This is a genomic window from Brachybacterium netajii (SeqCode) (assembly GCF_054114245.1).
In genome coordinates this window covers 305,293-317,245 of record NZ_JBSYXB010000002.1, presented here as the reverse complement: position 1 = coordinate 317,245, position 11,953 = coordinate 305,293, and the positions used below count along the sequence as shown (strand labels likewise).

Genomic DNA, 11,953 nt, shown 5'->3' with positions numbered 1-11,953 from the left:
GCGATCCGGGACGCCGCGTCTCGACCCCTGCCGAGCGAGCGGCATCCTCCGGAGCCGCGGCGCGCACCCCGCCCGCCCCTCTCATCCGCTCGACCTCGGTCCGCCGTCGGAGCCCTCTCCGACCGGCGCCCGCAAGGAGTGCCTGTGTCCTTCCTCGACGCGATCATCCTGGGCATCGTCCAGGGTCTGACCGAGTTCCTGCCGATCTCCTCGAGCGCCCACCTGCGCGTGATCGGCGAGCTCCTCGAGCCGGGCAGCGATCCCGGCGCCGCGTTCACCGCGATCGTCCAGCTCGGCACCGAGACCGCGGTGCTGATCTACTTCTGGAAGGACATCACGCGGATCATCGGGCGCTGGTGCCGGGCGATCGCGGGCAGGCTGCCGCATTCCGATCCCGACGTGCGGATGGGCTGGCTGGTGATCCTCGGCTCCATCCCGATCGGCGTGCTGGGCCTGCTGTTCGAGAACCAGATCGACTACTCGCTGCGGAACCTGTACATCACGGCGACGATGCTCATCCTGTTCGGCATCCTGCTGGGCTTCGCGGACCGCTTCGCGCCGCAGTACAAGGACCTCGACGAGCTCACCGTCAAGGACGGCATCACCTTCGGCATCGCGCAGGCGCTCGCGCTGATCCCGGGCGTCTCCCGCTCCGGCGGCACGATCACCGCGGGCCTCGTCATGGGCTACACGCGGCAGGCCGCCGCCCGCTACGCCTTCCTGCTGGCCGTGCCCGCGGTGTTCGCCTCCGGCCTCTACAAGGCCGCGAAGGAGGTGCCCGCGCTGTTCACCGCGGAGGGGAGCGCGGCGGCGGCCGCCGCCGGGTCGCCGGGCCTCGGCGCCATCATCGTGGCGACCCTCGTGGCCTTCGGCGTCGGCTACGCGGTCATCGTCTGGTTCATGCGGCTCATCGAGAACCGCTCCTACATGCCCTTCGTGATCTACCGCATCGTCGCCGGTGTCATCCTCCTCGGACTGCTGGTCAGCGGCGTGATCGACCCCCTGGGCGGAGCCTGAGAGGAACCGCTCCGGGGCGAGGGGGAGCCCGTATGATCGACGGGTGCGCTCCTGGACCTCTCCCGCCCTGACCCCGCTGCCCCCGTCGTCGCGACCGCTGCGACTGCACGACACGAGGACAGGCCGGATCGCTCCGGTGGTGCCCATCATGCCCGGCATCGCGCGCCTGTACGTCTGCGGCATCACCCCGTACGACGCCACCCACCTGGGCCACGCCGCCACGTACCACGCCGCCGATCTGATGCGACGGGTGCTCGTGGACACGGGTCTCGAGGTCGAGGCCGCCCAGAACGTCACCGACGTCGACGACCCGCTCCTGGAGCGCGCCGCGCGGGACGGCGTGGACTGGCGCGAGCTGGCCGCCGAGCAGTCGGCGCTCTTCGCCGAGGATATGGAGGCGCTGAGGATCCTCGCGCCCAGCACCTATCTCTCGGTCTCCGAGGCGATGGACCGCATCGTCGGGACCGTCGACGCGCTGCGCGAACGGGGACGCGCCTACCGGGTCCCGACCCCGGACGCGGACGGCGAGGACTGGTACCTGGACCTCTCCGTCGACGGCGCCCTCGGCGACGTGTCCGGCTGGACCGAGGAGCAGATGCTCGAGGTCTTCGCCGAGCGCGGGGGAGACCCGGACCGGCCCGGCAAGCGCAGCCCGTTCGACCCGCTCCTGTGGCGCGCCGAGCGTGCGGGGGAGCCCGCCTGGGAGGCGGGCGAGCTCGGTCGCGGTCGGCCCGGCTGGCACGTCGAGTGCGTGTGCATCGCCTCCGACGGGCTCGGCCTGCCCTTCGACATCCAGAGCGGCGGCCGGGACCTGATCTTCCCGCACCATGACCTGAGCGCCGCGCATGCGGTCGCCCTCGGCCGCGGATTCGCGAGCACGTACCCGCATGTCGGCATGGTCGCCCATGAGGGCGAGAAGATGAGCAAGTCGCTGGGCAACCTCGTCTTCGTGCACCGCCTGGTGCGCGAGGGCGTCGACCCGGCGGCGATCCGCCTCGTGCTCAGCGCCCACCACTACCGCTCGGACTGGGAATGGGCGGATGCGGAGCTCGAGCATGCGATCGAGCGCCTCGCCTCCTACCGCGAGGCGGCCGCTCGGCGCGACCTCAGCCCGGTCACCGTCGAGGCGGTCCGCGCCGCTCTCCGCGACGACCTCAACACCCCGACGGCCCTGAACGCGCTCGACGCCTGGGCCGAGGGCTGCGCGCCGGTCCTGTCCGACGCCGACGCCGACGTCCAGGGTCCCGGCGACGTCGCCGCCGCGGTGGACGCCCTGCTGGGGATCGATCTGCGCAGCTGAGTCCGCCCCACCGGGCCCGCTGCCGAAGCGGGCCCGGCTCCGGTCGACGAGCGGCCGACGAAGCGGAGCGACGTCGGCCGGAGGGCTCAGCCCTCCTCGCGGCGCCGCCGCAGAAACTTCTCGAACTCGCGGGCGATCGCGTCGCCGCTGGCCTCAGGGAGGTCCGCCGCATCCTGGGCGCGCTCGAGACGGGACACGTAGTCGGCGATGTCCTCGTCGGTGCGGGCGAGGTCGTCCACGCCCCGCTCCCATGCCTCGGCGTCCTCGGTGAGCTCCTCCAGCGGGATGTGCGCGCTCACGGAGTCCTGCAGCTCCCGCAGCAGCGCGAGCACCGCCTTCGGGGAGGCGTTCTGCGAGACGTAGTGGGGCACCTGCACCCAGATGCTGATGGTGCGCATTCCCGCGCTCGTCGTGCGACGGGCGAGGATCGTCGGCACCCCGACCGGTCCCTCGTACAGGGTGTCGTCCTGCACGCGCTCCGCCGCTCCGGGCTCGACCTGGGCGCTCACCGGGAGCGGACGGGTGTGGGGAGCATCCGCGAGGAGGGCTCCGAGGGAGACCACGGCGTGCACGTCGAGCAGCTGCAGCTGCTCGAGGATCTCGTCGCAGAAGCGCTTCCAGTGCAGGGAGGGCTCCGGCCCGGTGACGACGACCAGCTCGGGCCCGCGCGGCGGGGTGACGATGTACAGCAGCGTGTCGGGCCAGTCGACCACGCGGTGGCCCTCGTCAGTCGTGCGGATCTCGGGGCGGGAGACCTGGAAGTCGACGTAGTCCTCGGCATCGACCGCGCCGGCCGGACGGGACGGCCACACCTCCAGCAGGTGCTCGACGGCACCGGTCGCGGCCTCTCCCGCGTCGTTCCAGCCGCTGAAAGCGGTGATGGCGATACGGCTCATGGATCGATCATAGGTCCGCGGCCGGGGCGCGGGAGCGGCCCGGAGGGGCGGGAGCGGCCCGGAGGGGCGGGAGCGGCCCGGAGGGGCGCGGGAGGGTGCAGAGGAGTCAGGAGCGGTGCAGGCTCGGCGGATATCCTCGCCGGGCCCCTGCGCACGCCCGTCGGCGTGCGCCCACCCGAGCGCCGCAGGGCGTGCTGACGGGGCGTCTGTCGGACGACGCCCAGGAGGAGCCAGCGGATGAAGAGCCCCGAGCTCAGGCTGGGAGCGCTGCCCCCGGTGCGGGTCAGCCCCGGCACCGTGCTGACGGTCGCCGTCCTCGCGCTGATCGTGCACCCGGTGCTCTCTCGCGGGGCGTCGAGCCCCACCGTCGCGATCCTGCTCTCGCTGGGCATCGCGCTGTTCATGATCCTGTCCGTGCTCGTGCACGAGCTCGCGCACGCGCTCACCGCCCGTGCCTTCGGCGGCACCGTCGACCACATCGCCCTGACGCTGTGGGGAGGACATACGCAGTATCGCGGCGATCGCGTCGGCTCGCTGGGGTCGACGCTCATCTCCCTCGCCGGCCCCGGCGCGAACCTGCTGCTCGCCGGGGTCTGCGCCCTCGCGGCGGCCGTCGCCGGCACCGGGGCCGGCTCGGGCGCGGGTCTCGGCTCCGAGTCGGCCGGGGTCCTGTTCTGGACCTTCTGCGCCTACCTCAACATGGCGCTGGCGGTGTTCAACCTGCTGCCGGGACTCCCGATGGACGGCGGCCGAGCGGTCGAGTCGGCGCTCGGCGCCGTGCTGCGCAACCGGCCCCTCGGCACGCGGATCACCGCCTGGACGGGGCGCGTGATCGCCGCCGCGGTGATCGCCGTGCCGCTGTGGCGCGTCTCGGGCCTCGGAGCATCCGGGGACGGGACGAGGGGCGCCGACAGCACGAGCCTCATCACGATCGTCTGGGCCGCGGTGATCGCGATGATGCTGTGGCAGGGGGCGAGCCAGGCCCTGCGCGGCGCCGACGTCGCCCAGCGCATCGAGACGATGGACGCCCGCTCCCTCGCGCGCCGGCCTCCGCTGCTGGATCCTCGGCATCCCGTCTCGAGCATCATCGGGCTGCCCGACGCCGAGGAGACGCTGCTCCTGGTCCCGGCCGCGGCCGCCGGCGGAGAGCCCATCGCCCGCGGCATCGATCCGTCGGCCCTCGCGAGGGTCCCCGCCCTCGAGCGCGACCGCACGCCGCTCAGCGCGGTCTCGCGCCCGCTGGGGCCCGTCGGCACCCTGTCCGCGGACCTGCGCGGCGATGCTCTGATCAGCGCGATGCTCGACGCTCCGCGGGCCGCGTACCTGGTCCGCGAGGAGGGCGGGGCGCTGCTCGGTGTGATCCTGTCCGCGCAGGTGAACTCGCTGCTGCGCGGACGGTGAACCCGCCGTTCGCCTGCGCGTCGATCCGCATATGCTGGCGGCCATGAGCGATTCGCCCGAGCACACCGACGCCCCCGCCGCCGGGCAGGGTCCCGCCCCGCGCGCACCTCGCCGCGGCCTGGACCGCACCGGCCCCTTCGCGCTGGGCGACAAGGTGCAGCTGGCGGACTCCAAGAACCGCCTGCACACGATCACCCTCAAGGACGGCGGGGAGTTCCACACCCACCGCGGCGTGCTGCGCCACGACGACCTGATCGGCGCCGAGGACGGCAGCGTCGTCGAGGACACGGCGGGCAACCGCTACCAGGCGCTGCGCCCGCTCTACGCGGACTACATGCTCTCGATGCCGCGCGGCGCCGCCATCATCTACCCCAAGGACTCGGCGCAGATCCTCATGTGGGGGGACATCTTCCCCGGGGCCCGCGTCCTCGAGGCGGGCGTCGGCTCCGGCGGCCTCACCACGGCGCTCCTGCGCGCCGTCGGCCCGGAGGGCTCCGTCCACTCGATCGAGCGCCGCGAGGACTTCGCCGAGGTCGCCCGCGAGAACGTCGAGACCTTCTTCGGCGGCCCGCACCCGGCCTGGCAGCTCTCCCTCGGCGACTTCCAGGACGTGGCGCCGACCCTCGCCCCCGAGGGGCCGGCCGTCGACCGCGTGGTGCTGGACATGCTCGCCCCCTGGGAGTGCGTGGACGCGGCCGCCGAGGTCCTCGTCTCGGGCGGGGTCTTCCTCGCCTACGTCGCGACCGTCACGCAGCTCTCGCGCACCGCCGAGGCGCTGCGCGACCATGGCGAGTTCACCGAGCCCTATGCTTGGGAGTCCTTCGTCCGGCCCTGGCACCTCGAGGGCCTCGCCGTGCGGCCCGAGCACCGCATGAACGCCCACACCGGCTTCCTGCTCACGGCTCGTCGCACCGCCCACGGCACCGACGCGCTGCGCCGCGTCACCCGCCCCGCCCCGGGCTCCCGGGACGAGGCCGAGCTGAACCATCCGGACAACGAGGGCTTCGGCGGCGGCGTCGGCGAGTGGACCGCCGAGGACATCGGCGAGCGCGGCGTCGCCCCTCGGAAGATCAAGCGGGCCCTGCGCGACATCCGCCAGGGCCGCGACCGCTGAGGACGGCGTCCGAGGCCGCGGGGAGGTTCCCGTCGTCGGCCCGGCCGTCGCATCACGCACGAGGAGGAGAGGCGCGAGGATGAAGACCTACGCCGAGATGACCGCCGAGCTCGAGCGGTTCGCCGCGCAGAACGATCGGCTGACGGCGAGCCTGCGGGCCGCCCGCGCGCAGATCGTCGAGCTGAAGTCCGATCTGGAGCGGGTGGGGGATCCGCCGAACTCGTACGCGACCTTCCTGCGTCGCGCCGAGGGGACCACGGTGGATGTGCTGCACAACGGCCGTCGGCTGCGGGTGGCGACGTCGGCCTCCCTGGATCTCGAGGCGCTCGAGCCCGGGGCGGAGCTGCGGCTGAACGAGGCGCTCGCGGCGGTGGAGGCGGTCCCGCGGGCGGATGCCGGCAATGTGGTGCCGGTGCTGGAGGCGCTCGCGGATTCGCGGGTGCTGGTCGCGGTCGCACCCGATGATCATCGGGTGCTGCGCCGGTCGGGGGCGGTCGCCGATGCGGTGCTGCATCCGGGGGACCATGTCCTGGTCGATCTGAAGGCTCTGCTGGTGATCGAGCAGATCGATCGCGCGGAGATCACGGATCTGGTCCTGGAGCAGGTCCCGGATGTCTCCTTCGCGCAGATCGGCGGGCTCTCGGAGCAGATCGAGACGATCCGCGATGCGGTCGAGCTGCCGTTCCTGCAGCAGGATCTCTATCGCACCTACGGTCTGCGTCCTCCGCAGGGCGTGCTGCTGTACGGCCCTCCCGGCTGCGGCAAGACGATGATCGCGAAGGCCGTCGCGCATGAGCTGGTGCTGCGCAGCGCGGAGGTGCGCGGGGTGTCGGTCGAGGAGGCGCTGGCGAACTCGGCGTTCCTGAACGTCAAGGGGCCGGAGCTGCTGAACAAGTACGTCGGCGAGACGGAGCGCTCGATCCGGCTGGTCTTCGAGCGGGCTCGGGAGAAGGCGGCCGCGGATCATCCCGTGGTGGTGTTCTTCGACGAGATGGAGGCGCTGTTCCGCACGCGCGGCAGCGGGCTGTCCAGCGATGTGGAGACGACGATCGTCCCGCAGCTGCTCGCGGAGATCGACGGGGTCGAGGGTCTGGACAACGTGATCGTGATCGGCGCGTCGAACCGCGAGGACATGATCGATCCGGCGATCCTGCGGCCGGGGCGGCTGGATGTGAAGATCCGGGTGCGTCGGCCGGACGAGCGCTCGGGCCGGGAGATCCTGGGCCTGTACCTGGGCGAGGACGTCCCGCTGCGGGATGATCGCGAGGCGCTGCTGGATGCGGCGGTCGCGCGGATCTACGACGGGGGGCCGGCCTCGGCCTTCGTGCGGGTCGAGTACGCCGACGGCGGGGCCGAGACCCTGCACTTCCGGGATCTGGTCTCGGGGGCGACGCTGCGCAACATCGTCGACCGGGCGAAGAAGAACGCCGTGAAGCAGCAGATCGCGACCGGCGAGGTCGGGATCGCCCTGGAGCATCTGCACGAGGCGATCGCGGCGGAGTTCGCCGAGAACGAGGACATGCCCTCGGCGGAGAACCCGGAGCAGTGGTCCCGCGTGTCCGGGCGCCGCGGCCGCAAGGTCGAGGCGATCATCCCGCTGCGCCGTCACGAGGAGGAGCGCGCATGACCGGCATGACGAATGCGGCCGATCGAACCGGCGCGGCCGGCGCGACGGGCGCTGCTGGCGCCCCGGCGGCGCCGACGGGCGGTCTCACGACCGAGCGTCCGATGGGCATCGAGACGGAGTTCGGCGTCCTGCATGCCGATCTCGAGGAGCGGGCGACGGCGGGGGCGGCGGGCGCGATCCTGCTGTCGCATCTGGTCGTCGGCGCCTATGCGCTGCTGGCCGAGGAGGAGGGGGAGCGGGGTCGGCGCGTGCGCTGGGACTACGGCGACGAGTCGCCGCTGCGGGACGCCCGCGGCTTCGAGATCCAGCGCGCGGCCGCGCATCCGACGCAGCTGACCGACGAGGTCCGCGATGCGCATCTGCCCTCGGTCGAGCTCGACGGCCCGGTCGTCGGCTCCGATGTCGCCCCCGAGGGGGCCGACGACGAGGTGCTGGCCTGGGCCGTGCAGCGGTCGGTGGGGAACTCGGTGCTGGTCAACGGCGCCCGCTGGTACGTGGATCATGCGCATCCGGAGTACTCCGCTCCCGAGGTGATGCGGGCCCGCGAGGCCGTGGTCGCCGATCGGGCGGGGGAGCTCGTCGCGCGGCGCGCGATGGAGATCCTCGAGGGCGCCGACGGGATCCCCGACGTCGCGCTGTACAAGAACAACACCGATGGGAAGGGCGCCTCCTACGGCACCCACGAGAACTATCTGCTGGATCGCGCCGTCCCCTTCGAGGAGGTGTGCGCGGCGCTGCTGCCGTTCCTGGCGACCCGGCAGGTGCTCGTCGGCGCGGGCCGGGTGGGTCGCGGGACGCGCGGCACCGAGCCCGGTTTCCAGCTGTCCTCGCGCGCGGACTTCATGGAGGCCGAGATCGGGCTGGAGACGACGCTGAACCGGCCGATCGTGAACACGCGCGATGAGCCGCACGCGGATGCCGCCCGGTTCCGTCGGCTGCACGTGATCATCGGGGACGCGAACCTGCTGGAGGAGTCGACCTTCCTCAAGCTGGGCATCACCTCGCTGGTGCTCGCGGCGCTCGAGGCGGGCCATCGCGAGGGCGCCCCGCTGCTGCCGGATCTCGCCCTCGCGGATCCGGTGGCGGCGGTGCGGGCGATCAGCCATGATCCGAGCCTGCGCACGACGGTTCCGCTGCAGGACGGTCGCGAGCTGACCGCCCTGCAGATCCAGCGCGCGCATCTCGAGGCGGTGTCCGCGCGCGCGGACCTGACCGATCCGGAGACCGCGCAGGTCGTCGGCTCGTGGCGGGAGATCCTGGATCTGCTGGAGCACGATCCGATGTCGGCCGCCTCGCGCGTGGAGTGGGTCGCGAAGCTGCAGCTGCTGGAGCGCTATCGCGCCCGTCACGGGCTCGACTGGTCGGATCCGCGGCTGCTCGCGATCGACCTGCAGTACTCGGATCTGCGGCCGGGCCGCGGGCTGTTCGACCGGCTGCGCGCGGCGGGGGCGGTGCCCGCCCTGGTCGACGAGGCGGAGGTCCGCGCCGCCGTCACGACGCCTCCCGCCTCGACCCGCGCGCATCTGCGGGGGAGGCTGATCGCCGAGCATCGCGCGGCGGTCCCCTCCGCGGGCTGGGATGCGATCACCCTCGCCGGGGAGGAGGGCGGCCTCCGTCTCCGTCTGGCGGATCCGCGTCTGGGCTCCGCGCGCTGGTGCGAGGACAATGGCATCGACCCCTCGGCTCCGGTCGAGGAGATCGCCGCGGCGCTCCGCGCCGCCGTCGAGCGCGGCTGAGGCCGACGCCTGCGCATACCCGCACGCACACAGATACACACACGACCCTCCGCTCCCGGCCCCGCGCCGGGCGGTCCCGATGATCGGAGCATCATGTCCCAGCAGTCCCTGAACGCCCCCGGTGCCCGCGACGGCGACGAGAGCGCCGACGACGCCCTCGCCGGCGGGCAGACCTTCGCCTCGGCGCAGGCCGCCGACGACCTCCTCGACGAGATCGACGCGGTCCTCGAGTCCAACGCCGAGACCTTCGTGCGCTCCTTCGTGCAGAAGGGCGGCCAGTGACCGCCCGGCCGCTCGCGGGCGCTCTCGCGGGTCGGGCCGCGGCCCCGTCGACGGGACCGACGGTCCGTCGGGCGACGACCGGCGGGGTGCGCTGATGCGGCGCCGCGTCGGCGGTCTGGAGACCGAGTACGGGCTCGTGTGCGTCGCCTCCGACGGCACGCGGGCGCTCGAGCCGGAGGCGGCCGCCCGCGAGCTCTTCCGTCCGGTGGTCGCGATGGGCCGCTCCTCCAACGTCTTCCTGCGCAACGCCGCCCGGCTGTACCTCGACGTCGGCTCCCATCCGGAGTACGCGACGGCGGAGTGCGACGACTGGTGGGACCTGGTCGCGCAGGACCGCGCCGGGGAGCGCATCCTCGCGGATCTGGTCGCGGAGGCCAATGCGCGCCTCGCGGCCGACGGCCAGGACGCCGTGATCCACCTGCTGAAGAACAACGTCGACTCCGCGGGCAACGCCTTCGGCTCGCACGAGAACTATCTGGTGGACCGGCGCGGCGAGTTCACGCGCCTGCCCGCGTTCCTGCTGCCGTTCCTGGTGACCCGCCAGATCGTCACCGGTGCGGGGGGAGTGGTGCGCGAGGAGGACGGCACGGGCTCCTTCGTGTTCTCGCGGCGCAGCGACCACATGTGGGAGGCGGTGTCGTCGGCGACGACGCGCACCCGCCCCATCATCAACACGCGCGATGAGCCGCACGGGGATCCCACCCGGTTCCGGCGCCTGCACGTCATCGTCGGGGACTCGACGATGAGCGAGGTCTCCACGCGCCTGCGCTTCGCGACGACCGACCTCGTGCTGCGGCTGATCGAGTCGGGGCGCGCGCTGCCGGACTCGTCCCTGGCCGACGACATCGCGGCGATCCGCACGGTCGCCCGCGATCTCACGGGCTCGGCCCCGCTGCCGACCGCGGCCGGGGGGACGACCACCGCGCTCGAGGTCCAGCAGCGCTGGCTGGACCTCGCCGCGACCGTCGCCGACGAGGACGAGCAGGACGTGCTGGAGGACTGGCAGCGGGCGCTGGACGCCGTGCGCACGGGCGACCGCTCGTGGGCGCAGCGGAACCTCGACTGGGCGATCAAGGAGACGCTGATCGCACAGGTGCGGGAACGCCGGGGGATCGCCCTCGAGGACCCGGCCGTCGAGCGCCTGGACCTGGCATATCACGACATCGATCCCGCGCACAGCGTCTTCCAGGCGCTGCAGAGGCGGGGCCTGGCCCCGCACGTGCTGGACGAGGAGCGGATCGAGCGGGCCCGCGAGATCGCGCCCACGACCACCCGCGCGCACCTGCGCGGGCAGGTCGTGACGCTCGCCCAGGAGCTCGGCGTGGATCACGTCGTGGACTGGACCACGCTGCGGCTGACCCGTCCCGGCGCGATGCCGGTGCAGGTGCTGGACCCGTTCGCCACGAGCGCGCCCGAGGTCGATGCCCTGCTCGAGGAGATCCGCGCCGCCGGGACGGCGGCGGGCGAGCAGGCACCGCCCGCCTGACCGTCCCGCGCCCCCGGGCTCTTTCCCAGGAAGAGCCGAGACTCCTCCGGGGTCCAGACCGTACCCTGGACCCCGCGTCCCCGCCCGGGACCCCGCTGACCCGAAAGGCCCTCTGTGATCCGCCGCCGCACCCTGCTCACCACCGCCCTCGCCGCGACCGCCGCGATCGGCCTCGCCGCCTGCAGCGACGACACCGACGGCACCGGCTCCGACGCCTCCGACGGGGGCACCGGGCTCACGGGCAGCTCGCTCGACGGCGTCACCATCGGCGACGACCTCGGGGCCGAGCCGACGGTGGAGTTCACCCCGCCGCTGACGATCGACGCGGCCGACGCGACGCTGGTCGTCACGGGTGACGGCGACGCCCTCGCCGAGGGCGACGTGGCGATCCTGCGCAGCATGTACGTCGACGCCTCCACCGGGGAGACCCTGCAGTCGTGGTGGCAGGGCGCCTCGGCGAACACCCTGACGCTGAGCGCCGACGCCATCGGGGACTCCGCCCTCGCGTTCTTCCAGACGGTGACGGTGGGTTCGCGCTTCGCCATGGCCGGCTGGCAGACCGACACCTCCGGCACCACCTACTCGCTGGTCCAGGTGGCGGACGTCGACCGCGTCATCCCCTCGCTGCGCGCGGAGGGGGAGGCGCAGGAGGTCTCCGGCGACTTCCCGACCGTCACCCTCGCGGAGGACGGTGCACCGTCGCTGGACTCGACGCCCACCGGCGACGCCCCCACCGAGACCGTCCGCGAGGTCCTCATCCAGGGCACCGGCGACGTCACCCAGGCCGGCGACTACCTGACGATGGCGTACACCGGCTGGCAGTGGTCCGACGGCACCCAGTTCGACTCCTCCTGGGATGCCGGCACCACCTTCTCCTTCACGCAGGGCGCCAGCCAGGTCATCCCCGGCTGGGACGATCATCTGCTGGACCTCGCCGTCGGCAGCCAGGTCATGCTCGTGATCCCGCCGGCCGACGCCTACGGCACCACGGAGGAGGGCAGCACCAGCGCCCTCGCCGACCAGACCCTCATCTTCGTGATCGACGTCCTCGACGCCGCTCGCCCCTACAGCGCGTGACACGGGGCCGGCGCCTC

At 73.0% G+C, this 11,953-nt stretch carries 10 protein-coding genes; 9 read left to right on the top strand and 1 reads right to left on the bottom strand.

The annotated features are described in order from the left end of the window. The first annotated feature begins 144 nt into the window (after window positions 1-144). Both ACXET9_RS05155 and mshC read left to right on the top strand, forming a co-directional pair. Window positions 145-1,017, top strand: coding sequence for an undecaprenyl-diphosphate phosphatase (locus ACXET9_RS05155; protein WP_457885433.1), 873 nt, complete (start codon window positions 145-147; stop codon window positions 1,015-1,017). A 43-nt stretch (window positions 1,018-1,060) separates the two neighbouring features. Then, on the top strand, window positions 1,061-2,317 hold the full coding sequence (mshC, locus tag ACXET9_RS05150) for a cysteine--1-D-myo-inosityl 2-amino-2-deoxy-alpha-D-glucopyranoside ligase (RefSeq protein WP_457885432.1): 1,257 nt from the start codon (window positions 1,061-1,063) through the stop codon (window positions 2,315-2,317). Between the two features lie 86 nt (window positions 2,318-2,403). On the opposite strand, the gene ACXET9_RS05145 is transcribed toward mshC, so the two are convergent. Further along, window positions 2,404-3,213 carry a PAC2 family protein gene (locus ACXET9_RS05145; protein ID WP_457885431.1) on the bottom strand — a complete coding sequence of 270 codons (810 nt, stop codon included), beginning with the start codon at window positions 3,211-3,213 and terminating at the stop codon, window positions 2,404-2,406. A 237-nt stretch (window positions 3,214-3,450) separates the two neighbouring features. On the opposite strand from ACXET9_RS05145, the gene ACXET9_RS05140 reads away from it, so the two are divergent. The 7 genes from ACXET9_RS05140 (at window position 3,451) to ACXET9_RS05110 (ending at window position 11,936) form a co-directional block, all read left to right on the top strand. Further along, window positions 3,451-4,614 (top strand): site-2 protease family protein, encoded by a 1,164-nt coding sequence (locus tag ACXET9_RS05140; RefSeq protein ID WP_457885430.1) that lies wholly within the window; start codon window positions 3,451-3,453, stop codon window positions 4,612-4,614. Between the two features lie 43 nt (window positions 4,615-4,657). After that, window positions 4,658-5,728 carry a tRNA (adenine-N1)-methyltransferase gene (locus ACXET9_RS05135; protein ID WP_457885429.1) on the top strand — a complete coding sequence of 357 codons (1,071 nt, stop codon included), beginning with the start codon at window positions 4,658-4,660 and terminating at the stop codon, window positions 5,726-5,728. 79 nt (window positions 5,729-5,807) lie between these two features. Then, window positions 5,808-7,355, top strand: coding sequence for a proteasome ATPase (arc, locus tag ACXET9_RS05130; RefSeq protein WP_457885428.1), 1,548 nt, complete (start codon window positions 5,808-5,810; stop codon window positions 7,353-7,355). A 101-nt stretch (window positions 7,356-7,456) separates the two neighbouring features. After that, the gene (gene dop / locus ACXET9_RS05125) at window positions 7,457-9,091 is read left to right on the top strand and encodes a depupylase/deamidase Dop (RefSeq protein ID WP_457885865.1); all 1,635 of its coding nucleotides are present in this window, start codon (window positions 7,457-7,459) and stop codon (window positions 9,089-9,091) included. A 93-nt stretch (window positions 9,092-9,184) separates the two neighbouring features. Further along, window positions 9,185-9,373 carry a ubiquitin-like protein Pup gene (locus tag ACXET9_RS05120; RefSeq protein WP_457885427.1) on the top strand — a complete coding sequence of 63 codons (189 nt, stop codon included), beginning with the start codon at window positions 9,185-9,187 and terminating at the stop codon, window positions 9,371-9,373. 94 nt (window positions 9,374-9,467) lie between these two features. Next, entirely contained in the window at window positions 9,468-10,859 is a 1,392-nt protein-coding gene (pafA, locus tag ACXET9_RS05115) for a Pup--protein ligase (protein ID WP_457885426.1), read from the top strand. Between the two features lie 114 nt (window positions 10,860-10,973). Continuing rightward, window positions 10,974-11,936 carry an FKBP-type peptidyl-prolyl cis-trans isomerase gene (locus tag ACXET9_RS05110; protein ID WP_457885425.1) on the top strand — a complete coding sequence of 321 codons (963 nt, stop codon included), beginning with the start codon at window positions 10,974-10,976 and terminating at the stop codon, window positions 11,934-11,936. Window positions 11,937-11,953: the final 17 nt, after the last annotated feature.

Coding starts and splice junctions, on each gene's coding strand:
- ACXET9_RS05135 (WP_457885429.1), top strand. CDS start 4,658: ATGAGCGATTCGCCCGAGCACACCGACGCCCCCGCCGCCGGGCAGGGT.
- arc (WP_457885428.1), top strand. CDS start 5,808: ATGAAGACCTACGCCGAGATGACCGCCGAGCTCGAGCGGTTCGCCGCG.
- dop (WP_457885865.1), top strand. CDS start 7,457: ATGGGCATCGAGACGGAGTTCGGCGTCCTGCATGCCGATCTCGAGGAG.
- pafA (WP_457885426.1), top strand. CDS start 9,468: ATGCGGCGCCGCGTCGGCGGTCTGGAGACCGAGTACGGGCTCGTGTGC.
- ACXET9_RS05140 (WP_457885430.1), top strand. CDS start 3,451: ATGAAGAGCCCCGAGCTCAGGCTGGGAGCGCTGCCCCCGGTGCGGGTC.
- ACXET9_RS05145 (WP_457885431.1), bottom strand. CDS start 3,213: ATGAGCCGTATCGCCATCACCGCTTTCAGCGGCTGGAACGACGCGGGA.
- ACXET9_RS05120 (WP_457885427.1), top strand. CDS start 9,185: ATGTCCCAGCAGTCCCTGAACGCCCCCGGTGCCCGCGACGGCGACGAG.